The sequence below is a fragment of the Latilactobacillus sp. genome, assembly GCF_033176295.1.
GTDB classification, from domain to species: Bacteria; Bacillota; Bacilli; order Lactobacillales; family Lactobacillaceae; genus Latilactobacillus; species Latilactobacillus sakei.
In genome coordinates this window covers 227,975-254,734 of sequence record NZ_JAMQEX010000001.1, presented here as the reverse complement: position 1 = coordinate 254,734, position 26,760 = coordinate 227,975, and the positions used below count along the sequence as shown (strand labels likewise).

Below are 26,760 nucleotides of genomic sequence, written 5' to 3'. Positions count from 1 at the left end.
TTGGTCATTCACCTGACTAGGCTAATCCTCAGAAGATACCCGGCTTATTGCGCACTCTTTTAGATTACGCAGCTTTCACATGCATTTGCGCCGACTTCGTTTTCGTCGTCCGTATATGTGCGGATGTAGTAGATTGATTTAATGCCTTTATGATGCGCGTAGTTTCTGAGAATGTTAAGATCACGGGTCGTCATCTTATCTGTGCGACCGTCTTTCCAGTCGTATAAGCCAGCTGGAATTGTTGAACGCATGAAGAGTGTCATACTCATCCCTTGATCAACGTGTTTTTGTGCAGCAGCATAGATGTCGATTACTTTACGCATATCGATGTCATAGGCTGATTCATAATAAGGCATCGTTTCGTTTGATAGACCTGGTGCTGGGTAGTAAATTGTCCCAATTTTCTTTTCTTGGCGATCTTCAACGCGGTTGACAATTGGTTGGAGACTAGCCGAAGTATCGTTAATATATGAGATTGAGCCATTAGGTGCAACTGCGAGTCTGTTTTGATGATATAACCCATCTTGCATAATCGCTTCTTTCAAAGCGGCCCAGTCTGCTTGGGTCGGGATGAAGACGCCGTCGAATAATCCTTTGACTTTAGCCGTCTTAGGCGCCCATTCAGTATTCAGGTATTGATCAAAGTAACTACCATCAGCGTACTTACTGTTTTCAAAATTATCAAAAGTAATCCCACGTTCTTTAGCAATCTTGTTTGAAGCAACTAATGTCCAGTAGTTCAATAACATAAAGTAATTGCTTGTAAAGTCGATTGATTCTTCTGAACCGTACATCATTTGATTCTTAGCGAAGTAGGTGTGCAAGCCCATGCCGCCTAAGCCGATTGTGTGGGCTAATTGGTTCCCATGTGCCACAGAAGGGACAACATCGATATCAGAATGATCGGTCACATAAGTTAATGAACGAACCATCGTTTCAATTGAATGGCCAAAATCAGGAGAGGTCATCATGTTCGGAATATTAGTTGAACCTAAATTACAGCTAATATCAGTTCCTAAAACGTCATATTCTTGACGATTGTTAATTTGAGAAGGGGTTTGCACTTGTAAGACTTCAGAACAAAGGTTACTCATGATAATTTTACCGTCAATTGGGTTGGCTTTATTAGCCGTATCGATATTCACGATATAAGGGTAACCTGATTCTTGTTGGAGCTTGCTAATTTCATTTTCTAAATCACGGGCTTTAATTTTCGTCTTCTTAATCGCGTCGTTAGCCACTAAGTTGTCATATTCGGCCGTAATATCGATGTATGAGAAAGGTTGGCCGTATTCACGTTCAACACTATATGGGCTGAAGAGATACATATCAGCGTCTTCTTTGACTAATTCATAGTACTTATCTGGCACTGTTAAGCCTAGTGAGAGGGTCTTTAACCGATATTTTTCGTCCGCATTTTCTTTTTTAGCGCCCAAGAAAGCCACGACGTCTGGATGGAAAACGTTCAGATAAACAACACCAGCGCCTTGACGTTGCCCTAATTGGTTGGAATAAGAGAATGAATCCTCTAATAATTTCATAACAGGTAAGACACCACTTGCAGCACCGTCGATGCCTTTGATTGGATCACCAGCACCACGCAAGTTAGACAAGCTAATCCCGACGCCACCACCAATTCGTGATAATTGAAGAGCAGAGTTGATGGTCCGGCCAATTGAATTCATATCGTCGGTTGTTTGCAATAAGAAACATGACACTAATTCACCACGACGAGAACGTCCCGCATTTAAGAAGGTAGGCGTCGCTGGTTGGTAACGTTGATGGATCATTTCATCAGCAACACTCATTGCAAGGGCTTCGTCACCATCCGCAAAATAGAGCGCGTTGGTGAAGACCCGGTCTTTAAAGTCTTCTAAGTAAAAGCCGTTATCATTTGTTTTAAGAGCGTATTGCGCATAAAACTTATAAGCTGCCATGAAAGATTTAAAATGAAAGTCTTGATCGATTAAATATTGGTTTAAGCGTTCCATAAAATCGATTGAGTAGGCCTTTAGAAAATCCGCTTCGTAATAGTTTTCAGCCACCATGTAATTTAAGCGATCTTGTAGTGATTTAAAAGTCACCATGTTGGGTTGCACATTTTGTTCTAAAAAGGCTTCTAGTGCTTCTTGATCCTTTTGAAGGGGGATTTGACCGTTAACCGGAATGTTGATTTGGTTATTCAATTCATAATAAGTTACGTTTTCAGTTTTAATCTCTTTTAAAGACATTAGCGCACCACTTTCTTAAAAAAATTAATAAAATGCCCGATTTTGGGTGTAAAAAAAGTGAAGACCAACTCTTCAAGGAGTTGGTCCCACTCGTAGATGCCTATTTTAAGGACAGCACTTAAACTTAAAAGGCCAATTTTTGTAATTCGGCTGGTCTAAAACCGGAGAAACTTTCAACACCGTCAGCTTCAAGCACAGGAACAGCTTGGAACCCTTTTTCTTTTAAGTAATCAATATATTGGGGTTCATCATTAATATTATGTTCGCTAAAAGTGATATTGTGTGTTTCTAAAAAATGCTTCGTCATACGGCATTGAGGACAGCCGTTCTTCGTATATAGTGTAATGTTAGCCATTGTGATTAACTCCTTGTGGAACTTAATTAGTAATTTTAGTATACCGTTTAAAAAAGAATCATGCAATGTTTAAATACTAGATATGGTAGTTAAAAGTAAAACAGCCACTAATTATAGTGGCTGTTCGCGAATGATTCTAAATTCAACTTGTGTAGTGTTCCTGTTTTAAAGTTACCATTATCTTGGATAATGTCAATCCCCAATTCGATTGCAAGCAATTTGAAACCGACACCGTTTCAGCCGTAGCAACGTTCCTAAAAAATATTAAAATTTCTGATTCACCCCTGAAAAATCAAAGGTCTTTTTTTTACCGAACGATTTATAAAATGGGTGATAGAAGTCGTGAAAATTTTTGTTTGAAACGTAACCATGCAGATTGTTGGGCAATCATTTCATCTGTTAATAATACCGCGTTTTTGATATCTTCTAAATAAATCTGCTCGAGCTGACGAGCCAATTTAGGATCATAAATAAAAGCATTGGCTTCAAAATTCAATTTGAAACTACGAATATCCATATTAGCCGAACCAATCGTACTAATATGACCGTCCATGACAACTGTTTTGGCGTGTAAGAAACCGTCTTGATAAGCGTAAATCTTAATGCCAGCTTCATGTAATAACTGACTATAATACTGTGTGGCCCGATAAATAAAAGGATGATCCGGCATGCTAGGGGTCATGATCCGCACATCGACACCAGACATCGCTGCTGTCGTGAGCGCATCGATAATACTATCGTCGGGTACCAAATAAGGGGTTTGAATCCATAATTTTTTCTTAGCTGAACTGATCATCTTCAAATAACCCAACTTGATTTGTTCGTCTAATTTATCAGGCCCGCTCGAAACAATTTGCATCGCTGCCGTGCCGCGGTTAGCTTCCGCTGCAATCGGGAAGTGGCTTTCAGAATAAGTTAAACGAATTGCTTCTTCAACACTGGCATTCCAATCCATCAAAAAGCGTACTTGAAGCGCCAAAACCGCATTCCCGGTAATGCGCATGTGTGTATCACGCCAATTGCCGAACTTAGCACTACGGCCGAGATATTGATCGCCAACGTTAAAACCGCCGATATACCCAATTGTGCCATCTAAAACGACGATTTTACGGTGATCTCTAAAATTCAAACGAAAATCCGTGATTGAATGTTTCGAACTAAAGAAGGTCCGGGCATGTCCGCCTGCTTCTTCAAGTGGCCGCCACCATTTTTGGGTCGCCCCTTGAGAACCCCAAGCATCGTATAAGACGTTTACTGCGACACCTTCTCGGGCTTTTTGAACCAATAGTGCTTGTAGCTCATTACCGATTTGATCATTGTAAATGGTGTAGTACTCAATATGAATACTCTTAGTCGCTTTTTTAATATCGGCGAACAAGGCAGCGAATTTTTCGGTCCCGTCAGTATATAACGTTACGTGATTATCCTTTAAAACCGGTGCGTTGTTGATGTTTAAGAAAAGATTGACCATTTCAGTCGCTTCACTGGACAACACCTTCTTAGGTAATAACTCATTCCGCCGATTTTCTTGACGTTGAATATCAACTAAGGCCAAAACCCCATCGTTGATTTGTGACTGACTTTGGAAAATCTTTTTCCGGGATAACCCCCGCCCTGTAAAAAGGTACAAAATAAAGCCGACAACAGGCAGTAAGATTAAAACTAGTAGCCATGCCCAAGTCGCCGCAATATCGCGCGGTTGTCGTAAGACGGTAATGACCGCAAAGAGGCCGTTAATTAAAATAATTGCGGAAATAATCTCCGTTAGTAGTATCATATGCAACCAATCCTTCCAGAAACTAATTAAGTGTATTTATAAACAGTCTACTAAAACCCATTTCGAAACGCCATGTTTTTAATGACTATTTTTTTAAGGCTTGTTGTGCGAGGTGGTGCGCACCTTTATTTTGCCGATCAGGTAACCACTGATGTAGCACGAGGGAATAGGGCTGTTCTAAGGCGATAATCTGATCAACATATTGCTGATAATGTTTCGCATATTGTTTTTCGAGGCTTTGACAGACAATTTTACTATCAACATTAATTTGAAGCAGTGACTCGGTCAAAGCGAGTGTGGCAATCTTTTCTAAACCTAATTGAACCGCCATAAATTCGGCAATGTGATTATCAACCGGCGGTAAGGGAATGCTAAATTGATATTGCTTTTTGGCGGTCACAATTAAAATCCCAGCTGCACTGGGACCGGGATTGCCAAGTGTGGCCGCATCCGTATAAAGTTTAATCATTCGTAAAGTTTCCACCTTTCCACTGACAGAGACCCCTAGTTAATGGTAATATGGACTGCATAAGGAGTGTTTCTATTGCAAACTAACAAACGCCTATTTTATCAGCCAAACTACGCTTATTGCGTCACGATTTGGTCTTGGATTGGTTTTATTTATACGCTAGCTTTAATTCTGCAACTTGAACTCATTAATCTTAATTGGCAATCAATTACGGTGGGGATCATCGCGGTTATTTTAACCATTATTAATCTATTTGGTCACCGTCTCGACATCTCTGCACAGACGATAACGCTTAAACGACCATTATTTAAATATAACCGAACAATTCAATTGGCACAAACAACAGCCGTAATTGTTCAAAAACACGGCTTATTAATTAAGACAACTGAGCTTGACTATCAACCAGAGCAATTATTATTATCGAAAAAAGTTAAGCAACAATTGATTACCACATTACAAGCAAATAACTGGCCAGTTCAAAATAAACAGTAAAAAATAGAGGACTCGTGCAAAACGTAAAATCGTTTTGGCGCGGGTCCTCTTTTTTAATATCGTTAAGCTTCAATTTTTTGGACGTTAGCCGCTTGTAGACCGCGGGCGCCTTCTTTGACTTCGAATAAGACCTGATCATCTTTGTCTAGTGTCTTATAGCCGTCAATTTGGATTGCGGTAAAGTGGACGAAAATTTCCTCATCATCTCGGTAATTGATGAAGCCATAACCTTTAGCATTGCTAAACCATTTCACGATTCCTCGTTCCATCACAATCCCTCCTCTAAAGAGTGGTGTGTCAACACACCATTGTCATTGTGCCAATTAAGTTGTAGGCCTTAACTGATCACAATTACATCTTACCACTTTAGTCGAGACGTGTCGAAGATAAAATTTATCGGATTACTATCTGCCAATTCCGTACAAAATCGGCTATACTAGGTACTATCATAAACAAAAGGAGCTGGTCGTTATGTCAGATATTCAAATCGCACAAGCAAATGAAGCTACAGAAATGAAATCCATTACGGCAATTGCCGAACAAATCGGGTTGCAGGCCACCGATATTGAACAATATGGCCCTTATAAAGCAAAACTTAACTTTCAAGCCATCAATCGGTTAAAAGAAAAAGAAGATGGCAAACTCGTTTTAGTCACTTCGATTAATCCAACACCAGCCGGAGAAGGTAAGTCAACCGTTACTGTTGGCCTAGGGGATGCTTTACGCCAACTTGATCAATCAGCAGTCATTGCCTTACGCGAACCTTCATTAGGCCCTGTCATGGGGATGAAGGGGGGCGCGACTGGTGGTGGTTATGCCCAAGTCGTACCAATGGCTGACATTAATTTACATTTTACCGGTGACATGCACGCCTTAACTGCCACCGTAAATACCCTAGCAGCCTTAATTGATAATCATCTACAACAAGGGAACGTTTTAAACATCGATCCTAGACGGATTATCTGGAAACGCGCACTCGATATTAACGATCGTGCTTTACGCCAAGTGGTGATTGGTTTAGGTGGACCAGTACAAGGGATGCCAAGACAAGACGGCTTTGATATTACCGTTGCCAGTGAATTGATGGCGATTCTTTGTTTAGCAACCGATATTACCGACCTCAAAAACCGGATTAGCAAAATCGTGATTGGCTACAACTATGATCGCGAACCCGTGACTGTTGGTGATTTAGAAGTCACCGGGGCCATCGCCATGTTATTAAAAGACGCACTCAAGCCTAATATGGTCCAAACTTTAGAACATACACCAGCACTCGTACATGGTGGCCCATTTGCCAATATTGCCCATGGCTGTAATAGTATCTTAGCGACTCAAACAGCCTTGAAATTAGGCGATATTGCCATTACTGAAGCTGGCTTTGGGGCTGATTTAGGCGCTGAAAAATTCCTCGATATTAAGGTACCGCAATTAGGGAAAACACCAGATACCATCGTGATTGTGGCGACTATCCGTGCTTTGAAGTATAACGGTGGGGTGGCCTTGGCCGATTTAACCACTGAAAACTTAGATGCCTTGAAAGCTGGTTTCAGTAATCTAGCCAAACATATTGCCAATATGCAACGCTATGGCGTCCCCGTTGTCGTGTCAGTTAATGAATTTATAAGCGATACGGCTGCCGAAGTCCAATTGCTACAAGATCTTTGCCAAGCAATGAAGGTCACTGCGGTCCCAACTAGTGTCTGGGCCAATGGTGGTCAAGGCGGGATTGAACTAGCCAAAGCAGTCTTAGCAGCCTTACAACAACCTAAGGCCTTCAAACCATTATATGATCCACAAGCTGACATCAAATCTAAGTTAACAACCGTTGTAACCGAAATTTACGGTGGCCGCGACGTCGTGTTCGAAGGCAAAGCGATCAATCAACTAAAACAAATTGAAAAAAATGGTTGGGCTCACTTACCGGTCTGCATCGCCAAAACACAATATTCATTATCAGATGATCCTAAAGCACTCGGTGCGCCAAGCGACTTTACAATTCACGTCCGCGAATTGATTCCAAAGCTCGGGGCCGGTTTTATCGTCGCAATGACTGGCGCCGTTTTAACGATGCCCGGGTTACCTAAGAAACCAGCCGCACTCAATATGGATGTTACTGCAGACGGCCAAATTAGTGGCTTATTCTAACGAGACTGCACCTAAATTGCACAATCCTGCACCCCACCACGAAAACTGATTGACAAGCGCGCTCTTTTTAAGGACAATGTTAATCAGTATGAATAGGAGGCAACCATGCTACTTTATATTATTTTAGGCCTATTAATCTTGGTGGGTGATCAACTCTTAAAAGGGTGGATTGTCGCCAATGTTAGCTATGGCGCGTTGCACACTGTGATTCCTAACATTCTCGGCCTTACTTACGTCCAAAATGACGGCGCTGCTTGGAGTATGTTGGCTGGTCAGCAATGGTTCTTCTATATTGTTACCATCATCGCAGTAGGTGTTATTGGCTATTTATTTTATACCTCTGAACGATCTGAAAAACTATATCGCATCGGCTTGACGTTAATGTTAGCCGGCGCGTTAGGGAATTTCATCGATCGTTTACATTTAAAATACGTGGTCGATATGTTCCAATTAGAATTTATTAATTTTCCCATCTTTAATGTTGCAGATACCGCCCTTACTTGTGGTGTTATCTGCGTCTTTATTGCCATCTTGTTGAAAGAGAAAGTGACTCATGACTGAAAAAAAAGAATTTACAATTACAACCGAAACTGGCCGGATTGATAAGGTATTAAGCCAATTACTACCTGATTATTCGCGTTCCCAAATCCAACAATGGTTAAAAAAGGACCTCGTTGAAATCAACGGGCAAACTTCTAAAGGTAACCATAAAGTGGTTGCTGATGAAAAAATTAGCGTCACGATTCCGGATCCTGTCTCACTCGATTTAGTACCAGAAGATATTCCCTTAGACATTGTCTATGAAGATGACCAAGTCCTTGTGGTCAATAAGCCACAAGGGATGGTTGTTCATCCTTCACCAGGCCATCCTAATGGCACTTTGGTGAATGCTTTATTAGCACATACACCACTTTCTGAAATCAACGGTGTTTTCCGCCCAGGAATCGTGCATCGAATTGATAAGGATACTTCCGGTTTATTGATGGTCGCTAAGACTAACGAAGCCCACGAATCATTATCAGAACAATTAAAGGCTAAGTCTAATCTCCGTGAATACCTCGCATTAGTGCATGGTAATATCGAAGAAGACGAAGGCACAATCGATGCACCAATTGGCCGTTCAAAACTGGATCGGATGAAACAAGCAATTGTCCCAGACGGCCGCCCAGCGGTCACTCATTTTGAAGTTGTCGAACGCTTTACGGATTATACTTTAATTCGTTGTCGCTTAGAAACGGGCCGGACACATCAAATCCGTGTGCATCTCGCTTATATTAACCGCCCAGTAGCCGGCGACCCAACTTATGGTCCTCGGAAGACATTGCCTGGTAAAGGGCAATTCTTACATGCTGCTGTTTTAGGCTTTAAGCACCCAACAACCGGTGAAAACATGCGTTTTGAAGCGCCATTACCAGCCATTTTTGAAAAAACGTTGCAGGAATTACGCGAAAACAATTGACAAACCGCGATTTATCAACTATGATTATCACAACTTAATAGAAACCTTTAATTTCAGTCCCGTGAGGCTGAGAAGGCACGGTGAATTAATCCATTAGATTAGAACTCTAGGACTAGTCTCAAACTGTAACCTCTCAACCAATATCGGTTGAGAGGTTTTTTGTTGGAAGGAGTGTCATGAACATGGTGAAAGAAGTCGTAGATAGCACAACAATGAAACGTGTTTTTACACGGATTACTTACGAGATTATCGAACAAAACAAGGGGATTTCAGACCTTGTCTTTGTCGGCATCAAAACACGGGGCGTTTTTATCGCTGAACGCATCGCTAAACGTTTAGAACAACTCGAAGGCGTTACGGTACCAGTGGGGACACTTGATATTACACTCTACCGTGATGATCAACATGATTTAAATAGTCATAATGAACCCCAACTAAATGGCAATGACATCCCTGTCGATATTACGGACAAACACGTTATCCTCATCGATGATGTCTTATATACTGGCCGGACAATTCGGGCCGCACTTGATGCCTTAATGGATCTTGGTCGCCCTAAAAAAATCTCACTCGCTGTTTTAGTCGATCGTGGTCACCGCGAACTACCAATTCGACCTGATTTCGTTGGTAAAAACATTCCAACTGCTCTTAACGAACAAATTAAAGTCGCTATGCAAGAAATTGACGAACATGATGGCATTACCATTGAAAAATTGAATTAAAGCTAGAACCGTTTAATTGTCTCCAGAGAGAGCAAAAGGGTTTGCCCGCATAATTGGCGAAAACTGACTAGCATCAGTTCGCCCACTATGCGTCCAAAGGACATACCCGCAGAGTAGGGATGTCCTTTTTTTATCGCCATTATCGCTTAATGATTAATTATCGGAGGTCTTCATATGACAAAATCAACTTACCGCAATCCCGATGCGGTGTTAGACGTGAACGAGCGTCCAACAACCGGGAAATGGATTGGCTTATCCATCCAGCACATGTTCGCCATGTTTGGCTCAACCGTCTTAGTGCCTATCTTGGTCGGCTTAAACCCCGGTATCGCACTCTTTAGTTCCGGGGTCGGCACCCTGATGTACTTATTAATTACTAAAGGGAAGATTCCAGCTTACATGGGATCGAGTTTCTCATTCATCGTCCCAATGCTCGCTTTAATGAAAACAACTGGTTATCCCGGGATTGCGCAAGGGACAATGGCCGTCGGTGCGGTTTACCTCATCGTTTCTGTCTTAGTAAGTTTAATTGGCTCCGGCTGGATCGACAAAGCCTTGCCACCGATTGTTGTCGGCCCGATTGTCATGGTCATCGGCCTCTCATTAGCCGGTACAGCCGCTAAACAAGCGACAATCAATGCCGCTGGTAACTATGACTTGAAATTCTTCGCAGTCGCTATCTTAACCTTACTAATCACAATCGCCTTTAACATGTATCTCAAAGGCTTCATGAGTTTGATTCCGGTCTTACTCGGGATTGTCTCAGGTTACATCATCGCCGTCTTGTTCGGCATCGTTGATTTCCAACCGGTCTTAAACGCTCCTTGGTTCAAGGTACCGGATTTCCAAGTGCCATTTGTCACCTATAAACCCGGTCTTTACTGGGGCGCAATCCTCAGTATGGCACCGATTGCGTTTGTTACAATGACGGAACACATGGGCCACATCATGGTCTTAAATAAATTAACGAAACGCAACTTCTTCAAAAATCCTGGTCTTCACCGGACTTTAGCAGGGGACGGAACAGCTTCAATCATCGCCGCTTTTGTTGGGGGCCCTCCTGTCACCAGTTATGGTGAAAACATCGGCGTCTTGGCCATTACTAAAGTTCACAGTGTTTGGGTATTAGGCGGCGCCGCATTTTTTGCCATCATCTTCGGTTTCATCGGTAAACTAAGCGCACTCATCCAAAGCATCCCGGCACCTGTTATCGGCGGGATTAGCTTCTTACTCTTCGGCGTTATCGCCTCAAGTGGGCTCCGGGTCTTAATCGACAACCAAGTCGATTTCGATAAAAAACGGAACTTAATGATTGGCTCATCAATCTTAGTGATTGGGATTGGGAATGCCTACTTACAACTTGGTCAATATCAATTCTCAGGCTTAGCGATTGCAACGGTCTTAGGCATCGCAATGAACCTGATCTTACCACAAAAATCAAAGAGTGAAATCGAATTGGAGGCACAACAAAATGACTAATCAAACGGCGATTGTATCTGTTGAACAACTAACAAATTCATCTGTTTTAAATTTAATTGAACGGGCAGAAGCCTTTAAACAAGGTGCGACTTGCGAATTAACGCGTCCCGTATACGCGATGAACCTCTTTTTTGAAAATAGCACTCGAACCAAAACGAGTTTTGAAATGGCCGAACGCAAGCTCGGATTATCAGTAATGTCTTTTGAAGCCGAAACCAGTTCAGTTTCAAAAGGAGAGACACTCAGCGATACACTTAAGACGGTCCAAGCAATCGGCGTCGATTTTGTCGCTGTTCGTCATCCGCAAAACTACTACTACGACGATTTACTCGCCGATCCAGCCTTTCACTTAGCCTTGGCTAACGGTGGGGATGGCAGTGGTCAACATCCATCACAATGTCTACTCGATATGATGACCATTCATGAAGAGTTCGGGCACTTCGACGGTTTGAAAGTCGTTATCTGCGGTGATTTACGCCACTCACGAGTTGCTAAATCTAACATGCAACTTTTAAAACGACTGGGCGCACAACTCTACTTCGCCGGTCCTGAAGAATGGTTTACGGCTGAATTCAACGATTACGGTCAACACGTCGCCCTCGATAGCATCTTAGATCAAGTCGATGTGGTCATGTTACTCAGAATTCAACACGAACGCTTTGATTCAGCCGAAACAATGACCGACGAAGCCTTCCACGTTAAATACGGCCTAACAGCACAAAGGGCCGCCCAATTAAAAGCAAGTACTATCTGGTTACACCCAGCACCAGTTAACCGCGACGTTGAAATCGCCGATGAATTAGTCGAAGCACCCCAATCACGAATTTTTAAGCAGATGCATAACGGGGTCTTCATGCGCATGGCAATGATTGAATACTTATTAAAACAAAAAAATCTCATTAAAGATTAGGGGTCTGCAGTATGTATCGACTTATCCAAAATGGTCAACTATTAATTGACGATCAACTCGTCAAAAGAGACATCGCGATTGATGAAAAAGGACGGATCACTGCGATTGAAGCGCAAATTACACCAACTGACGAGCCAACCGAAACCATTTTTGATGCACAAGGGGCGCTCGTGAGTGCCGGGTTAATTGATGGACATGTTCATTTCAGAGATCCAGGTTTCACCGATAAAGAAACCCTCCAAACAGGTAGTCAGGCTGCGGCTCACGGGGGTTATACGAGTGTCATTGCAATGCCGAACCTCAACCCAGTGCCCGATAATCTATCCGATTTCAAAACATTAGTTGCCCGTAACCAAACGGAAACAAGCGTCCATACGTATCAATTTGCACCAATCACCGGCGATTTAGTCAATAATGACCTAGTTGATATGCCGGCTTTCAAAGCAGCAGGCGCCGCCGGTTTTACCAATGACGGTCACGGTGTGCAAGATGCCCAAACAATGTACCTCGCCATGCAACAAGCAGCAGCAATTGATGCGCCAATCGTCGCGCACGTTGAAGACATCTCATTAGTCAACGGAGGTGTCATTCACGACGGTGCCGCGGCTAAACGGTTAAACGTTCCTGGCATTCCTAGTGTGAGCGAATCCGCCCAAGTCGCACGTGATATCGAACTTGCTCGTGCAACCGGCGTTCACTATCATATCTGCCACATTTCAACTAAAGAAACAGTGGCGCTTGTCCGCCGCGCTAAAGCAGATGGTGTTAATATCACTTGCGAAGTCACACCACATCATCTTTTACTCGACGATCGTTCAATCATTAGTGACGATACCATGTTAAAAATGAATCCCCCCCTCAGAACGTTAGCAGATCGTCAAAGCCTCTGGGCAGGTCTGATGGACGGTACAATCGACGTGATTGCGACTGATCACGCACCACATACCGCGGCTGAGAAAAGTCAGTCGTTATTACAAGCACCATTTGGTATAGTAGGGAGTGAAACAGCCTTCAGTTTACTCTATACACACCTGGTCGTTAATGGGCCCTTTAGCTTAGCCCAATTATTAGCTAAAATGACGACCGTTCCGGCACAGGTTTTCAATCTACCAGCAGCCGGTCAACTACGCGTTGGCGACCAAGCCGATATCGCTGTTTTTAACCTGACACAACCCACTACTATTCAAGCAACCGACTTTCAATCTAAGGGTCACAACACGCCATTCATCGGTGAAACGGTACTTGGCGGTACAGAATTGACCTTAGTTGCCGGTCAAGTTGCTTATCAAAGGAGTAAATAGCTTATGAAACGTTATCTCATCTTAGAAGACGGCACCGTCTTTAGCGGTTTTGGCTTCGGTGCACCTACAATCTCAACCGGTGAAATTGTCTTTAATACCGGTATGAGTGGTTATCAAGAAACCATTACGGATCAATCCTACAACGGCCAAATTATTGCTTTTACATACCCATTAATCGGCAATTACGGTGTTAACCGCGATGATTTTGAATCAATCAAACCTACCTGTAAAGGGGTGGTCGTTCATGAAGTCCCACGCTTAGCTAATAACTGGCGAATGAACATGAGCCTTGACGACTTCTTAAAACAAAAGAAAATTCCCGGTATTTGGGGCATTGATACCCGCGCCTTAACGCGTCGCTTACGGGATAAAGGTACTATGAAGGCCAGCATCGTGGATGCCGCCGACGATCATGCTTTTGATCAATTAAAAGCTTTGGTATTACCTAAAAATCAAGTCCAACAAGTATCAACGGCTAAACCATATCCTAGTCCTGCGACCGGTCGCAATATCGTGGTTATCGACTTCGGATTGAAGCACAGTATTTTACGCGAATTATCAAAACGCAACTGTAATTTAACCGTCCTACCTTATAATGCCACCGCTGAAGAAATTCTCAGCCTCGATCCGGACGGCGTCATGCTAACCAATGGCCCTGGGGATCCAGAAGATGTTCCAGAAGCAATCGAAATGATTCGGGGCATTCAAGGCAAGCTACCAATCTTCGGGATTTGTCTTGGCCATCAATTGTTCGCACTCGCTAACGGTGCTAAAACATACAAAATGAAGTTTGGTCACCGCGGCTTTAACCATCCCGTTCGCGAAATTGCCACTAACCGGATTGATTTCACGTCACAAAATCACGGTTTCGCTGTTGACGCAGACTCAATCGACCCACAACAACTATTAGTGACTCACGTTGAAATTAACGACCACACTGTCGAAGGACTCCGTCATCGTCAGTACCCAGCATTTTCCGTTCAGTTCCATCCAGACGCAGCACCTGGTCCACACGATGCTGTCCACCTATTTGATGAATTCATCGACATGATTGATGATTTTAATCGCCGCCAAAAATAGAAAAAGGGGATTTAGTGATGCCAAAAAGAACCGATATTCGTAAAATTTTAGTCATTGGCTCCGGTCCAATCGTGATTGGTCAAGCTGCCGAATTTGATTACTCAGGAACCCAAGCCTGTCTTGCACTTAAAGAAGAAGGGTACCAAGTGGTGCTCATCAACTCAAACCCTGCGACGATTATGACTGATAAAACAGTTGCTGACACGGTTTATATCGAACCAATCACACTTGATTTTGTGACACAAATTTTAAGAAAAGAACTACCAGATGCGATCTTACCAACACTTGGGGGTCAAACAGGTTTAAACATGGCCTTAGAACTCGCTAATTGTGGGATTCTTGCTGAACTCAATATCGAATTACTCGGGACAAAATTAAGCGCCATCGATCAAGCTGAAGATCGGGAGTTATTCAAGAACTTGATGAACCAACTCAATGAACCCATTCCTGAATCAGCCATTGCGCACTCATTAGATGATGCACAAGAATTTGTAAAACAAAATGGCTTCCCCGTAATTATTCGCCCTGCCTTCACACTTGGTGGGACAGGCGGTGGGATTGCCGAAAATGCAGGCCAACTCAAAACAATCGTCAAAAACGGGATTGCATTATCCCCAGTTGGTCAAGTCCTTGTTGAACAAAGTATTGCTGGTTACAAAGAAATCGAATTTGAAGTGATGCGTGATCGCAACGACAACGCCTTAGTCGTCTGCAATATGGAAAACTTCGATCCAGTCGGTATCCATACCGGTGATTCAATCGTCTTTGCCCCAGTTCAAACATTAAGTGACCGCGAAGTACAAATGCTTCGGGATGCTTCATTAAAAATTATCCGGGCCTTGAAGATTGAGGGGGGCTGTAACGTTCAATTAGCCCTCGATCCTAACAGCGAGCGCTACTTCATCATTGAAGTTAACCCTCGGGTTAGTCGCTCATCAGCTTTAGCCTCAAAAGCAACAGGTTATCCAATTGCTAAGATGGCCGCTAAAATTGCGGTTGGTCTAACACTCGACGAAATCTATAACCCAATTACCGGGACTACTTACGCGCAATTCGAACCGATGTTGGATTACGTTGTTGCCAAGATTCCCCGCTGGCCTTTTGATAAGTTCAATAAGGGTGACCGCCAATTAGGCACTCAAATGAAAGCGACTGGCGAAGTTATGGCGATTGGCCGGAACATCGAAGAATCACTCCTAAAAGCCGTTCGCTCACTTGAAATCGGCACAGCCCACCTTGAATTAGATGGTTTAACCAGCGTCAGCGACAACGATCTGGTCCAACGGATTATTCATCCGCAAGACGACCGTCTTTTCTACCTCGCAGAAGCATTACGTCGCGGGTATCTCATTCAGGAATTAGCCGAATTAACGAAGATCGATTTATTCTTCTTAGATAAAATCAGCCACATCGTTGAACTAGAAGAACAACTCCGTAGTCAAAAAGGCGACGTCGAATTACTCGAAATTGTTAAGAAAAACGGCTTTTCAGACGAAAAGATTGCCAAAACATGGCAAATCACGCCAATTCAAGTACGCCAAATGCGCCAAGAAAGTGGTATTCAACCCGTTTATAAGATGGTCGATACTTGTGCTGCCGAGTTTGAATCACAAACCCCTTATTACTACGCAACCTACGAACAAGAAAATGAAAGTTTAGTTTCCGCTAAACCATCAATCTTAGTTATCGGTTCTGGCCCCATTCGGATCGGTCAAGGGGTTGAATTCGATTACGCAACCGTCCACTGTGTACAAGCCATTCAAAAGGCCGGTTACGAAGCAATCATCATGAATAGTAATCCAGAAACTGTTTCTACCGATTTTTCAATCTCCGACAAGCTTTACTTTGAACCATTAACACTCGAAGATGTTTTAAACGTCGTTGAACTAGAAAAACCAGAAGGCGTTATCGTTCAATTCGGGGGTCAAACAGCGATTAACTTGGCCGCACCACTTGAAGAAAACGGCGTTAAGATCTTAGGGACGAGCGTTGCCAACTTAGACCGCGCTGAAGACCGTGATTTATTCGACCAATTAATTCAAGAATTGAATATTCCCCAACCTGTCGGTAAAACAGCAACCAACGCACCCGATGCGTTAACGATTGCAACAGAGATTGGTTATCCCGTCTTAATTCGGCCTAGTTTCGTCTTAGGTGGCCGGGCAATGGAAATTGTGCATACCCCAGAAGACTTAACCCACTATATGCAAGAAGCCGTTAAGGTCTCAGACGAACACCCAGTCTTAATCGATCGTTACTTAATGGGGAAAGAATGTGAAGTCGATGCTATCTGTGACGGTCAAGAGGTCTTAATTCCAGGTATCATGGAACATATCGAACGGGCCGGCGTCCATTCAGGCGATTCAATGGCCGTTTATCCACCACAAAACCTCACAGAAGATCAAAAAGCAGCAATTATCGACTACACCACTAAACTTTGTCTCGCACTTGATTGTCATGGTTTGTTGAATATCCAATTCATCATTCAAAATGACGAAGTTTACGTCATCGAAGTCAACCCTCGTGCTAGCCGGACAGTGCCATTCTTAAGTAAAGTTACTCAAATTCCAATGGCACAACTCGCGACCCAATTAATTTTAGGCAGCACCTTAGCTGAATTGAAGAGTCCAACAGGTTTGTTACCAGCAGGCCCACTCATCCACGTGAAAGCACCAGTCTTCTCATTCTCAAAACTAACCCGTGTTGATAGTCTCTTAGGACCTGAAATGAAATCAACCGGTGAAGTGATGGGGACAGATGTCACGATGCAAAAAGCACTTTATAAAGCCTTTGAAGCTAGTGGCATGCATCTGCCCAGTCACGGAAACGTCTTAATGACAGTCACGAACCAAGATAAGGCCCAAGCACTTGCTTTAGCAAAACGCTTTAGAGAGGTTGGTTACCAAATCATCGCGACCCCGGGAACAACACAACAATTTAAAGCGGCGGGCATCCCAGTCCAACAAGTCGACAAGATCAACGCCACTTCAGGCGACTTACTCGACAAGATTAAGGCCGGCCATATCCAACTGGTCATCAATACAACCGGTTTAAACGAAGCACCCCAAGTGGCTAAAGATAGTATTGTCATTCGCCAAACCGCTATTGAACATGGCATTCCATTATTAACATCGCTCGACACGACGGATGCCATCTTAACGGTCCTAGAATCACAATCACTCCTTACAAAACCACTATAAAGGAAGTGCGTTCAAACTGGTTATATTCTGAGCATTATAAAAGCGCCAAGGACCGCCTTGGTCTCTTGGCGCTTTTATTACATAAAAATTCAAAGGAGTCACGCTTATGTTGCCACTAGAATGGCTGTTAACGATTCAAAACCAAACTGAAATTGCGCCTGGTATTTTCGAACTCCGTTTATCAGGTGACTTAGCCCAAGAAAAGGTGCAACCCGGACAATTCGTCGATGTTAAAATTCCTAGCGATGCGCTCCTGTTGAGACGCCCATTTGGGATTGCCAATGTCGATGCCGCACATAACACCATTACCTTACTTTATCGGACGGTTGGCGAAGGGACCCAAATTCTCAGTGAGTGTTCACAGGGAACTGAATTATCCGTCTTAGGTCCATTAGGCGGACACGGCTATCCAATTGATCAACTTAAGCCTCAGCAAAAAGCTTTAATCATCGGTGGGGGAACCGGCATTCCACCGTTACACGAATTATCCAGACAATTAGTCGCTAAAGGCGTTCAAGTCCAACACGTTTTTGGCTTTGCCAATCAAGAGGCTATCTTTTATCAAGCAGAGTTTGAAAAACTAGGGCCAACCGCCTATGCAACTAATGATGGCTCTTACGGTTACAAAGGTCACGTCGGCTTATTACTCGACGCGCAATTTGCAGATGCCGCCACAACCTACGACGCAATCTATGCCTGTGGGCCTAAAGGCTTGTTAATGGCTGTCGATAATCGCTTCAGCGAACATCCAAACGCTTATATCTCATTAGAAGAGCGAATGGCCTGCGGAATTGGTGCTTGTTACGCCTGCGTCACGAAACTAAAAGTCGATCCAACAATCCAGCTAAAAATATGCGATGATGGACCAGTCTTTAAAACAAACGAGGTGTTACTCTAATGACTAGCGATTTACACGTGTCTTTACCCGGCTTAGAACTGAAGAACCCCATTATGCCAGCATCAGGTTGTTTTGGATTTGGCCAAGAGTACGGCCGTTATTATGATCTTAATTTACTCGGCGCAATTATCATTAAAGCCGCGACCAAAGAACCCCGCTTAGGGAATGCCACACCAAGAGTGGCAGAAACACCTAGTGGGATGTTAAACGCAATCGGCTTACAAAACCCAGGGATTGAAGCCATTATGACTGAAAAGCTACCTTGGTTAGCAGAACGTTACCCAGACCTGCCAATTATCGCCAACGTTGCGGGGAATACAGAAGCAGACTATGTCGCTGTCTGTGAACGGATTAGCCAAGCACCGAACGTTCATGTGATTGAATTAAACATCTCTTGCCCCAATGTCGCACACGGCGGCTTAGAGTTCGGAACTTCACCAGAGGCCGCCGCGACTTTAACGAAAGCCTGTGTTGCAGTTAGCCAGGTCCCCGTCTACGTCAAACTCTCACCAAACGTCACCGACATTCGACCGATAGCTAAGGCAGTCGAAGCAGCGGGGGCAGCTGGCTTCTCACTAATCAATACCTTAGTTGGGATGCGCATTGATCCAAAGACCCGGCAACCAATCCTCGCTGATCAAACTGGAGGCCTCTCAGGCCCAGCCATCAAGCCAGTCGCAATCCGCCTAGTTCATCAAGTGCGTTCAATTTCCAACCTCCCGATTATTGGGATGGGTGGGGTTGCAACAGCGGGGGATGCACTCGAACTGATGGCAGCTGGTGCTAACGCGATTGCTGTTGGCACGGCTAATTTCAGTGAACCATTTGCTTGTCCCAATATCATCAAGGCGCTCCCTGATGAACTTGCTAAGTACGATTTACATGACTTTAAAACGTTCGCCGTTAACCAGGAGGTTCTATAATTAATGACAAATCCCGTAATTATCGCGCTAGACTTTCCCAATTGGCAAAAAACAGACCAATTTCTCCAACAATTCCCCAAAGATGAAGCGCTATTCGTAAAAATCGGCATGGAACTTTTTTATCAAGAAGGGCCGCAGCTTATTAAAACGCTCAAAGCACGCGGCTATCGGATCTTCCTCGATTTAAAGCTCTACGATATTCCCAATACGGTTCAGAGCGCAATGACCGTCATCGGCCAATTAGGCGTCGATTACACAACGATTCACGCAGCAGGCGGACAAACAATGCTGCAAGCCGGCGCCGCTGGGTTAAAAGCGGGTGCTAAACAAGCCAATGTCAAACCCGCCAAGTTATTAGCCATCACGCAATTAACATCAACCAATGAGGCCCAAATGCAGCAGGAACAACTCGTTTCTGTCAGCCTGCCTGAGTCAGTAGCACATTACGCACAACTCGCGCAACAATCCGACTGTGACGGAGTGATCTGTTCTGCACAAGAGATTACCACTATTAAAAGCAAGACGGCTACAGATTTTCTCTGCGTCACACCGGGTATTCGTCCCGCAACGAGCCAAAATAACGACCAAAAACGAGCAGTCACACCACTTGAAGCTGCTCAGATGCATAGTAACGGCATCGTTGTTGGACGCCCAATTACGCAGGCCAGTGATCCTTATCAAGCTTACCAAGCTATCAAATCAGAATGGGAGTCTTTCAAATGACAACAATTGCCGAACAAGTCGCACAAGCCTTAATCGATATCAAAGCAGTGAGCCTAAGCCCAAATCAACCCTTTACCTGGGCGAGTGGCCTCAAAAGCCCCATTTACTGTGACAACCGACTTACAATTGGTTATCCTCAGGTCCGCAAGCTAATTGCCAGTCAATTAGCCGCTGCCATCAAAGCGCAATTCCCAGAAGTTGAAGTCATTGGTGGCACCGCAACCGCTGGGATTCCACATGCTGCCTGGATTGCAGCTGAACTCAATCTACCCATGGTCTATATTCGCTCTAAACCAAAGGACCACGGTCAAGGGCGTCAAATCGAAGGGCCTTTTACAGCCGGTCAAAAAATGGTCTTAATTGATGATTTAATTTCAACTGGCGGTAGCGTGCTCCAAGCTGCTCAAGCTGCTCAAAAAGAAGGGGCTGAAATCCTAGGCGTTTTCGGGATTTTCTCATACGAATTAGCTGCTGGTCGCAAGAACTTCGAACAAGCCGGTTTCCCACTGATGACCCTTTCTAACTTTTCAGCATTATTAGCCGTTGAACAAGCTGCCGATAATCTGACACCAGAACAAGCGACATCCTTAAATGAATGGCGCCAAGATCCACAAGCATGGTCAGACGCACATTAAAAAAAGAGCGTGACACCAGTCGGGTATGCTTTGAGGATTAACCCTGAATAGGATGACTAATAGAACACATTTAGAAAGTGGCGGAAGTCATATGCCTAAACCAACAAAAAAGCGTTCCGTCAAAATTTAATTTGGCGGAACGCTTTTTAATTAGGCTTGCACTGGTTTATTACGTAACTGCTGAACGAGTGCTTCGTCCGGTGTTGTATAGAGGGTTTGTTGTCCTTCGTAAATGACAAAACCGGGTCTGGCACCGTTTGGTTTCTTAATTTTCTTAACTTGAATGTAATCAACTGGTACAGCGGCTGATAAGCGGGCCTTCGAGAAGTAAGCCGCTAAGTTACCGGCTTCTTGAATCGTTTGTTCAGACGGTGTCGGACTATCAATAATCACATGGGAACCCGGAATATTCTTAACATGCAACCAGATATCGGTTTTATGCGCTTTTTTCAAGGTCAACTGATCATTTTGATAGTTATTCTTCCCAACAAAGATTCGCGTGCCATCTGTCGCATAGAAAACTTCTGGTTCACTAATCTTATAGCGTTTTTGTTTCTTAGCGCCTGTTTTCTTAATCTTAAGATAGCCTTCAGCCTGTAATTCGGCCTTGATATCTTCCAAATCCTTAGGTTCAGCGATCTCAATTTGGGCCATAATGGTGTAGAAATATTGTAATTCAGCTTCTGTCTTAGCCATTTGGTCATTCACATAAGCAATCGAGTTTCTTAGTTTTTGATATTTCGAGAAGTACTTCTGCGCATTTTTAGAAGGACTAATTTGATTGGATAACGTGATTTTAATAGGTTCATTGTTATCGTAAAAATTAGGGAGTGTCACTTCGGTCATGCCACGTTCAACTTGGCGTAAGTAGGTGGTTAAAATTTCACCTTTGATCCGATAATCGTCGGCACTATCAGCTGCTTTAAGCGTTTTTTGTAGTTTTTTAAGTTTCTTTTCATCCTTTTGAATCTCATTACGAATGAAGTGAATGAGGGCCCCACCTTGTTGCTGCACACGGTCGCGCTGAGCCTTATGAAGATAGTATTGGTCTAACAGTTCACTCAGCGTTTCAAAATGGCTCTGCGTCCCTGTTAGGCTCTGATAAGGGAAGGCGGTAAACCATGATTTCTTTTCACCAATTGTTAACGTTGGTTGTGCTTGGTCAAATTGCTTGAAGAAATCAGTCACGACTGCTAAATAGTTATCGTGGTCCATTAAACGGGTTTGCAATTCAAGGGCGCTTTCGCGGCTCATGCCTTGGAATTGTTGTTGTAGCCAGTGAATTTGTTCATCGGCATCCTCATTATAGTAACTTAACCAATCAAGAGTTCCTAGATCGATCGTAAAGGCATTTAGACCAGTTGGTTCTGGTGGATTAACGTAATCAGCACCCGGCATTAAAAAGCGGAACCGGTTTTGTGAAACCCCGACATGGCGGATTAAATCCAGGATTTTTTGAGTTTCAAGGTTAATCAAGATGACATTACTATGCCGACCCATTAATTCGACAATCAAACATAGCTTCTGCATGTCGCCCAATTCGTTACGGGATTTAAAGGTTAGACGCAAAATTCGGTCACTTTCAACTTGTTCAATCTGTTCTAAAATAGCACCGTCTAAATATTTACGAAGCGTCATCGCAAAATTTGGTGGCGTTGCAGGGTTCGTATAAGGCACCCGCGTTACTTGCACTCGTGCATAAGAAGGGTGTGCAGATAACAAAAGGGGGTATGTCTTACGATTAGCCCGGATGGTTAAGATTACCTCATTGGCATAAGGCTGTTGGATTTTAGTAATTTTACCGTCGGCAAGCGTTGTATTGAGCTCGTTGACAACGGCGTGAGTCATTAAACCGTCAAAGGTCATTATTGGTCACACTTTCTATAATAGAATTATCTTACTTATTGTAACTGTTTTGGCACAGAACCTCAAAGAAATTAACGTATCTGCTAACTAACTGCAGGTGTTTAAAATTTACATAATTAGCTAAACCGTTATCATCGCCGTTATAACGATAAACTAAAGGGAGAGGGCCTATACAACTTTTTGAAAAAAGCGATTAATAGGGGAATTAGCCCGTCATTTATGATATAGTTATTACCGAATAATAAAAAAGTAGGTGTCAACATGAAAATTGCTGTAGTCACTGATAGTACTGCTTATCTCACAGAACAGCAAGTGAAAGACCATCATCTCTACGTTGTTCCGATCCCAGTGATTCTCGATGGACAAGTGTACGATGAAGGCGTCGACATTACATCTGAAGAGTTCTATCAAAAATTAAAAACAGCCGAAACATTTCCAAGCACCTCACAGCCTCCACTAGGCGAGATGTTAAAATTATACGAAGATCTAGGTAATGAAGGCTACGATGCCGTCATCAGTATCCACCTTGCCAGCACGATCTCCGGATTTGTGACAACTTTGAAAAATGCGGCCAGCACCATCGATAATGTCCAAGTCGTGCCTTACGACTCTGGGATTACCGTGATGTTAATGGGCTATCTAGCAATGGAAGCAGCCAGAATGGCGCGCGATCCAGAAGTCACTGTTGAACAAATTACGGCCCGTCTTGATGACTTAAGAAGCACAATTGATGAATGCTTCATCGTCAACGACTTACAAAACTTAGTCCGTGGTGGCCGTCTATCAAATGCCTCTGCCTTTATCGGTAGCATGTTAAAAATTAAGCCATTATTAACATTTGATGACGAAACCAACAAGATTACAGCTTTTGAGAAGGTGCGTTCATTGAAGAAGGCATACGCCCGCGCTGAACAAATCTTCGAAGAAACACAAGAACGTGTTGACTACCCATTACGGGCATTAATTATTCATGCCAACGATGAAGCGGCAGCACTATCATGGCGTGACAAGCTCCGTGAAAAACATCCTGATTTACCGATTGATATCAGCTATTTTGGCCCAGTTATCGGTGCCCACTTAGGTGAAAAGGCAATTGCCTTAGCTTGGATTAAGGATTTTACGAAAGAATAACATTAAATAATGCTTTAAAAAAATGGTTTACAGCAATTAAGTTTGCTGTAAACCATTTTTTAGTTATATAATCATGTAAGCGGTTAGCCAATTTCGACTAATTTTGTGCCAATGAGTTTATAAATAACAGATTTAACAGCTACTTTTTGCACAATAGCCAACGACGATTCGCTGAGGTCAAATTCATTGACGCTGGCAGGCGCATTAATATTGGCCATTTCATCGTTAAAAAGGGCCACAAATTGGTCATAAGCTTCACCGGTACTAGTATTATCTAAGGCTTGTTGAATGCCTTTTTTACAGACGTCTAGCGGAAAAACAAGCTTCATAATGCTGACAATAATCAATTCAGCTAGATGATCGCGGTTGTAGCGTTTCTTAATTGGCCGTTCAATAATGGCCATCTTAACGTAACTGTTAATCATCGTTTTCGTAATCTTAACGTGCAAGAGTGGCTCTAGTTGCTTATTGACTTCATTAATCACTTGATCCATATATAACTCTAGATCCGGAAAATCTCCCCATTGCGGCAGGCGCAGAGCTTGAAAGTCACTAAGCCACTGCTTAAATTCTTGAGATTGCATTTCGATACTCCTTAACGACCGACTTGTTTGTTCTTTTATTATGCCATAGCATTAATCATTTGTCACGTACGTAGAATACAATTCTATTTTTAGTTGACTTATATTCTATATCAATCTATAATACTCGACAAATAGAGAAAAAAGAGGCGATCATTTGCATATGATGACTAATAAACGACAACAAATTATCTACGAAGTTTGGAATGCCATTACACACGGTGTGGGCTTCTTCGGTAGCCTAGCATTGGTAATCCTCCTGATTGTCAAGAGTGTTCAAAAATCGCTATCCCCAGTTGCGATTGCTAGTCTAATCGTTTACGGTGCCACATTACTAGCGCTGTATCTCGCATCAACGTTATTCCACTGTTTAGCCTTTACTAAAGCCAAACGGATTTTCCAGATATTTGACCATAGTAACATTTTCTTGTTAATCGCTGGTACCTATACACCATACTGTTTGATTTTTATCGGGCATACGGCGGGCATTAGTCTATTGATTGCAATTTGGACACTTGCAATTGCGGGCATTTTAACACATATTTTTAGCCACGGTCGCTACCAACGTCTAGAAACCAGCATTTACGTTATTATGGGCTGGTTATGCTTATTGGCGGGCAAGACGTTATACACTAACTTATCACCCTCAGGTTTTTGGTTACTCGTCAGTGGTGGTATCGTCTTCACAGTTGGCGCCTTGATCTACAGTTTTCCTAAAATTCCTGGTTTACATTTGATTTGGCACTTTTTCGTAATGCTTGGAACGACATTAATGTTCTTTTCAATTTATCTGAACATCTAAATTATTGACTTAAAGGAGTACAACTCACATGACAATTAAAATAGTAACCGATTCATCAATTCAATTAACTACAGCAGAACAAGAACGTTATGATATCCATATTGTGCCTTTAACGATTCAACAAGGTGCTGAATCCTTCGTTGACGGTCAAACGATTACCCGTGCTGAATTTTTAAGCCGCTTGCAAAATGCAACGACTGAGTTTCCAACAACGAGTCAACCAACAGTCGGCAGTTTCGTTGAACTATATGACCAATTGGGGGCTGATGGCAGTACGATCTTATCAATCCACTGCACAGGGTTACTCAGCGGGACTATCGAAGGGGCGCATACAGCGGCCCAACAATCAACAAGTGATGTCCACGTCATTGATAGTAAAGAAATTGATCGCGGGCTTGCTTATCAAGTTGTCGCAGCCGCTCAAGATGTTGAAGCGGGGAAGACACTCACTGAAATCATTGCCCATCTCGATGAGATTCGTAGCAAGACAGAAACCTACGTCTTTTTAGACTCACTAGATGCACTCCAACGCGGCGGACGTATCAGCCGGATGGCGGGGCTCTTAACAAAACTGATTAAACTCAAGGTGATTGTCCGCTTAACAGATACGGAATTAGAAGTGATTGCTAAGGGACGGGGGCTAAAGGCCTTCACCAAAGAAATCAATAATATTCGCGAACACTTGGCCACTCAAGATGTTGCTGAAATTGGCATTTCACACGTCGGCATCACTGACGAACTATCCGCCAAAATCCAAGCAACGCTAGAACAAACCCAGCCCCACGTCCCTTATACAGTCGCTTTAACGAGTCCCGTTATTATGAGTCACGTTGGTCTGGGGGCCTTCGGGATTTTTTACCTTACGAAATAGTATCACCAAAGAGAACGTCTTCATGAGACGTTCTTTTTTTGCGTTTAAAATTGTGCAAAATCTAGTTGCGTTATTCAGAGTCATCCTCTATAATAGAATGAACGTTCTAATAAGAGGAGATTATCAGATGCGCACGAAAGAATTTGAAACAACAGCCGTCTTAGACAAAGCAATGCTCGTTTTTTGGCGCCAGGGATATGAACAAACGTCGATGCAAAACCTAGTCGACGAAATGGGCATCCATCGCCGTAGTATTTATGATACGTTTGGTGATAAGCACCAGCTATTTATCGCAGTCTTAGCGCATTATCACGATCAAATCACCGCGACATTTAATCAAATCATCAATGAGCATAGCGACCTTAGTAGTCGTTTGACAGCCATTTTTGAGGCGTTCATTAACCATCCGGCACAACAACCAGACGGCTGTTTAGTCGTTAATACGGCAACCGCGTTATCAACGTTAGAAGAAGATATCCAACAACTTATTAAACGCTATTTACAGCAGGAACAAGCAATGCTGCAGCGATTACTGATTGAAGGGCAAGCTGAGTTGCAGCCTCCTATTAAGAGCGAGCTATTAGCCGCAACGCTTCAAAATGCATTGGTTGGCATTCGTGTCATGGCTAAAGTAAATCCAGATTCAGAGGCGCTAATCGTAACAGCACACCAAACACTTCAAATACTCCCATGGAAAGAGGCACTTTAAA

25 protein-coding genes are annotated in these 26,760 nt (G+C 43.2%); 18 read left to right on the top strand and 7 right to left on the bottom strand.

Annotated elements, in window-relative coordinates; genetic code table 11:
• Positions 1-59: 59 nt before the first annotated feature.
• From nrdE to NDN60_RS01240, 4 genes are all read right to left on the bottom strand, one after another.
• Positions 60-2,231, bottom strand: coding sequence for a class 1b ribonucleoside-diphosphate reductase subunit alpha (gene nrdE, locus NDN60_RS01255; protein WP_056947652.1), 2,172 nt, complete (start codon positions 2,229-2,231; stop codon positions 60-62).
• Positions 2,232-2,355: 124 nt separating this feature from the next.
• Positions 2,356-2,586 carry a glutaredoxin-like protein NrdH gene (gene nrdH, locus NDN60_RS01250; protein ID WP_011374644.1) on the bottom strand — a complete coding sequence of 77 codons (231 nt, stop codon included), beginning with the start codon at positions 2,584-2,586 and terminating at the stop codon, positions 2,356-2,358.
• A gap of 319 nt (positions 2,587-2,905) precedes the next feature.
• Positions 2,906-4,363 carry a cardiolipin synthase gene (gene cls / locus NDN60_RS01245; protein ID WP_011374645.1) on the bottom strand — a complete coding sequence of 486 codons (1,458 nt, stop codon included), beginning with the start codon at positions 4,361-4,363 and terminating at the stop codon, positions 2,906-2,908.
• An 85-nt stretch (positions 4,364-4,448) separates the two neighbouring features.
• Entirely contained in the window at positions 4,449-4,832 is a 384-nt protein-coding gene (locus tag NDN60_RS01240; RefSeq protein WP_011374646.1) for a ribonuclease HI family protein, read from the bottom strand.
• Positions 4,833-4,907: 75 nt separating this feature from the next.
• Here NDN60_RS01240 and NDN60_RS01235 point away from each other — a divergent pair, with 75 nt between their 5' ends.
• Positions 4,908-5,324 (top strand): EbsA family protein, encoded by a 417-nt coding sequence (locus NDN60_RS01235; RefSeq protein WP_011374647.1) that lies wholly within the window; start codon positions 4,908-4,910, stop codon positions 5,322-5,324.
• A 62-nt stretch (positions 5,325-5,386) separates the two neighbouring features.
• Here NDN60_RS01235 and NDN60_RS01230 read toward each other — a convergent pair whose 3' ends face one another.
• Complete coding sequence (locus NDN60_RS01230) at positions 5,387-5,593, bottom strand: cold shock domain-containing protein (RefSeq protein WP_011374648.1); 207 nt, start codon at positions 5,591-5,593, stop codon at positions 5,387-5,389.
• A 202-nt stretch (positions 5,594-5,795) separates the two neighbouring features.
• Between NDN60_RS01230 and NDN60_RS01225 the strand changes: the two genes are divergently transcribed.
• From NDN60_RS01225 to pyrE, 13 genes are all read left to right on the top strand, one after another.
• A complete protein-coding gene (locus NDN60_RS01225; protein WP_099947656.1) occupies positions 5,796-7,469 on the top strand; it encodes a formate--tetrahydrofolate ligase in 1,674 nt (557 codons plus the stop codon).
• Between the two features lie 105 nt (positions 7,470-7,574).
• On the top strand, positions 7,575-8,030 hold the full coding sequence (gene lspA, locus NDN60_RS01220) for a signal peptidase II (protein ID WP_011374650.1): 456 nt from the start codon (positions 7,575-7,577) through the stop codon (positions 8,028-8,030).
• Positions 8,023-8,928: an RluA family pseudouridine synthase gene (locus tag NDN60_RS01215; RefSeq protein ID WP_011374651.1), complete on the top strand. Its 906-nt coding sequence runs from the start codon at positions 8,023-8,025 to the stop codon at positions 8,926-8,928. Before lspA ends, NDN60_RS01215 begins: the two co-directional genes overlap by 8 nt.
• Before the next feature lie 182 nt (positions 8,929-9,110).
• Positions 9,111-9,650: a bifunctional pyr operon transcriptional regulator/uracil phosphoribosyltransferase PyrR gene (pyrR, locus tag NDN60_RS01210; protein ID WP_011374652.1), complete on the top strand. Its 540-nt coding sequence runs from the start codon at positions 9,111-9,113 to the stop codon at positions 9,648-9,650.
• Positions 9,651-9,824: 174 nt separating this feature from the next.
• Positions 9,825-11,129 (top strand): uracil-xanthine permease family protein, encoded by a 1,305-nt coding sequence (locus NDN60_RS01205; RefSeq protein ID WP_011374653.1) that lies wholly within the window; start codon positions 9,825-9,827, stop codon positions 11,127-11,129.
• Positions 11,122-12,039 (top strand): aspartate carbamoyltransferase catalytic subunit, encoded by a 918-nt coding sequence (locus NDN60_RS01200; protein ID WP_011374654.1) that lies wholly within the window; start codon positions 11,122-11,124, stop codon positions 12,037-12,039. Before NDN60_RS01205 ends, NDN60_RS01200 begins: the two co-directional genes overlap by 8 nt.
• An 11-nt stretch (positions 12,040-12,050) precedes the next feature.
• The gene (locus NDN60_RS01195; RefSeq protein WP_011374655.1) at positions 12,051-13,340 is read left to right on the top strand and encodes a dihydroorotase; all 1,290 of its coding nucleotides are present in this window, start codon (positions 12,051-12,053) and stop codon (positions 13,338-13,340) included.
• Between the two features lie 3 nt (positions 13,341-13,343).
• The gene (locus tag NDN60_RS01190; protein ID WP_011374656.1) at positions 13,344-14,420 is read left to right on the top strand and encodes a carbamoyl phosphate synthase small subunit; all 1,077 of its coding nucleotides are present in this window, start codon (positions 13,344-13,346) and stop codon (positions 14,418-14,420) included.
• 17 nt (positions 14,421-14,437) lie between these two features.
• On the top strand, positions 14,438-17,620 hold the full coding sequence (carB, locus tag NDN60_RS01185; protein ID WP_056947644.1) for a carbamoyl-phosphate synthase large subunit: 3,183 nt from the start codon (positions 14,438-14,440) through the stop codon (positions 17,618-17,620).
• A 106-nt stretch (positions 17,621-17,726) separates the two neighbouring features.
• Positions 17,727-18,518, top strand: a complete 792-nt coding sequence (locus tag NDN60_RS01180; protein ID WP_099947657.1) for a dihydroorotate dehydrogenase electron transfer subunit — start codon at positions 17,727-17,729, stop codon at positions 18,516-18,518.
• Positions 18,518-19,441, top strand: coding sequence for a dihydroorotate dehydrogenase (locus NDN60_RS01175; RefSeq protein ID WP_076631847.1), 924 nt, complete (start codon positions 18,518-18,520; stop codon positions 19,439-19,441). The genes NDN60_RS01180 and NDN60_RS01175 overlap by 1 nt, the downstream gene beginning before the upstream one ends.
• A gap of 3 nt (positions 19,442-19,444) precedes the next feature.
• Positions 19,445-20,164 (top strand): orotidine-5'-phosphate decarboxylase, encoded by a 720-nt coding sequence (gene pyrF, locus NDN60_RS01170; protein ID WP_056947637.1) that lies wholly within the window; start codon positions 19,445-19,447, stop codon positions 20,162-20,164.
• Complete coding sequence (gene pyrE, locus NDN60_RS01165) at positions 20,161-20,799, top strand: orotate phosphoribosyltransferase (protein ID WP_076631846.1); 639 nt, start codon at positions 20,161-20,163, stop codon at positions 20,797-20,799. The genes pyrF and pyrE overlap by 4 nt, the downstream gene beginning before the upstream one ends.
• A gap of 150 nt (positions 20,800-20,949) precedes the next feature.
• Here pyrE and NDN60_RS01160 read toward each other — a convergent pair whose 3' ends face one another.
• On the bottom strand, positions 20,950-22,665 hold the full coding sequence (locus tag NDN60_RS01160) for an NFACT RNA binding domain-containing protein (protein ID WP_099713208.1): 1,716 nt from the start codon (positions 22,663-22,665) through the stop codon (positions 20,950-20,952).
• A gap of 261 nt (positions 22,666-22,926) precedes the next feature.
• Here NDN60_RS01160 and NDN60_RS01155 point away from each other — a divergent pair, with 261 nt between their 5' ends.
• The gene (locus tag NDN60_RS01155) at positions 22,927-23,796 is read left to right on the top strand and encodes a DegV family protein (protein ID WP_099947658.1); all 870 of its coding nucleotides are present in this window, start codon (positions 22,927-22,929) and stop codon (positions 23,794-23,796) included.
• A gap of 83 nt (positions 23,797-23,879) precedes the next feature.
• Here the strand turns inward: NDN60_RS01155 and NDN60_RS01150 are convergent, their stop codons facing one another.
• On the bottom strand, positions 23,880-24,380 hold the full coding sequence (locus NDN60_RS01150; protein ID WP_076632507.1) for a DUF1836 domain-containing protein: 501 nt from the start codon (positions 24,378-24,380) through the stop codon (positions 23,880-23,882).
• Between the two features lie 160 nt (positions 24,381-24,540).
• On the opposite strand from NDN60_RS01150, the gene trhA reads away from it, so the two are divergent.
• From trhA to NDN60_RS01135, 3 genes are all read left to right on the top strand, one after another.
• The gene (gene trhA, locus NDN60_RS01145) at positions 24,541-25,179 is read left to right on the top strand and encodes a PAQR family membrane homeostasis protein TrhA (RefSeq protein WP_099947792.1); all 639 of its coding nucleotides are present in this window, start codon (positions 24,541-24,543) and stop codon (positions 25,177-25,179) included.
• Positions 25,180-25,207: 28 nt separating this feature from the next.
• The gene (locus tag NDN60_RS01140) at positions 25,208-26,050 is read left to right on the top strand and encodes a DegV family protein (protein ID WP_061826996.1); all 843 of its coding nucleotides are present in this window, start codon (positions 25,208-25,210) and stop codon (positions 26,048-26,050) included.
• Between the two features lie 127 nt (positions 26,051-26,177).
• On the top strand, positions 26,178-26,759 hold the full coding sequence (locus tag NDN60_RS01135; RefSeq protein ID WP_076632505.1) for a TetR/AcrR family transcriptional regulator: 582 nt from the start codon (positions 26,178-26,180) through the stop codon (positions 26,757-26,759).
• Position 26,760 lies beyond the last annotated feature (1 nt).

Coding starts and splice junctions, on each gene's coding strand:
- nrdE (WP_056947652.1), bottom strand. CDS start 2,231: ATGTCTTTAAAAGAGATTAAAACTGAAAACGTAACTTATTATGAATTG.
- nrdH (WP_011374644.1), bottom strand. CDS start 2,586: ATGGCTAACATTACACTATATACGAAGAACGGCTGTCCTCAATGCCGT.
- cls (WP_011374645.1), bottom strand. CDS start 4,363: ATGATACTACTAACGGAGATTATTTCCGCAATTATTTTAATTAACGGC.
- NDN60_RS01240 (WP_011374646.1), bottom strand. CDS start 4,832: ATGATTAAACTTTATACGGATGCGGCCACACTTGGCAATCCCGGTCCC.
- NDN60_RS01230 (WP_011374648.1), bottom strand. CDS start 5,593: ATGGAACGAGGAATCGTGAAATGGTTTAGCAATGCTAAAGGTTATGGC.
- NDN60_RS01225 (WP_099947656.1), top strand. CDS start 5,796: ATGTCAGATATTCAAATCGCACAAGCAAATGAAGCTACAGAAATGAAA.
- lspA (WP_011374650.1), top strand. CDS start 7,575: ATGCTACTTTATATTATTTTAGGCCTATTAATCTTGGTGGGTGATCAA.
- NDN60_RS01215 (WP_011374651.1), top strand. CDS start 8,023: ATGACTGAAAAAAAAGAATTTACAATTACAACCGAAACTGGCCGGATT.
- pyrR (WP_011374652.1), top strand. CDS start 9,111: ATGGTGAAAGAAGTCGTAGATAGCACAACAATGAAACGTGTTTTTACA.
- NDN60_RS01205 (WP_011374653.1), top strand. CDS start 9,825: ATGACAAAATCAACTTACCGCAATCCCGATGCGGTGTTAGACGTGAAC.
- NDN60_RS01200 (WP_011374654.1), top strand. CDS start 11,122: ATGACTAATCAAACGGCGATTGTATCTGTTGAACAACTAACAAATTCA.
- NDN60_RS01195 (WP_011374655.1), top strand. CDS start 12,051: ATGTATCGACTTATCCAAAATGGTCAACTATTAATTGACGATCAACTC.
- NDN60_RS01190 (WP_011374656.1), top strand. CDS start 13,344: ATGAAACGTTATCTCATCTTAGAAGACGGCACCGTCTTTAGCGGTTTT.
- carB (WP_056947644.1), top strand. CDS start 14,438: ATGCCAAAAAGAACCGATATTCGTAAAATTTTAGTCATTGGCTCCGGT.
- NDN60_RS01180 (WP_099947657.1), top strand. CDS start 17,727: ATGTTGCCACTAGAATGGCTGTTAACGATTCAAAACCAAACTGAAATT.
- NDN60_RS01175 (WP_076631847.1), top strand. CDS start 18,518: ATGACTAGCGATTTACACGTGTCTTTACCCGGCTTAGAACTGAAGAAC.
- pyrF (WP_056947637.1), top strand. CDS start 19,445: ATGACAAATCCCGTAATTATCGCGCTAGACTTTCCCAATTGGCAAAAA.
- pyrE (WP_076631846.1), top strand. CDS start 20,161: ATGACAACAATTGCCGAACAAGTCGCACAAGCCTTAATCGATATCAAA.
- NDN60_RS01160 (WP_099713208.1), bottom strand. CDS start 22,665: ATGACCTTTGACGGTTTAATGACTCACGCCGTTGTCAACGAGCTCAAT.
- NDN60_RS01155 (WP_099947658.1), top strand. CDS start 22,927: ATGAAAATTGCTGTAGTCACTGATAGTACTGCTTATCTCACAGAACAG.
- NDN60_RS01150 (WP_076632507.1), bottom strand. CDS start 24,380: ATGCAATCTCAAGAATTTAAGCAGTGGCTTAGTGACTTTCAAGCTCTG.
- trhA (WP_099947792.1), top strand. CDS start 24,541: ATGATGACTAATAAACGACAACAAATTATCTACGAAGTTTGGAATGCC.
- NDN60_RS01140 (WP_061826996.1), top strand. CDS start 25,208: ATGACAATTAAAATAGTAACCGATTCATCAATTCAATTAACTACAGCA.
- NDN60_RS01135 (WP_076632505.1), top strand. CDS start 26,178: ATGCGCACGAAAGAATTTGAAACAACAGCCGTCTTAGACAAAGCAATG.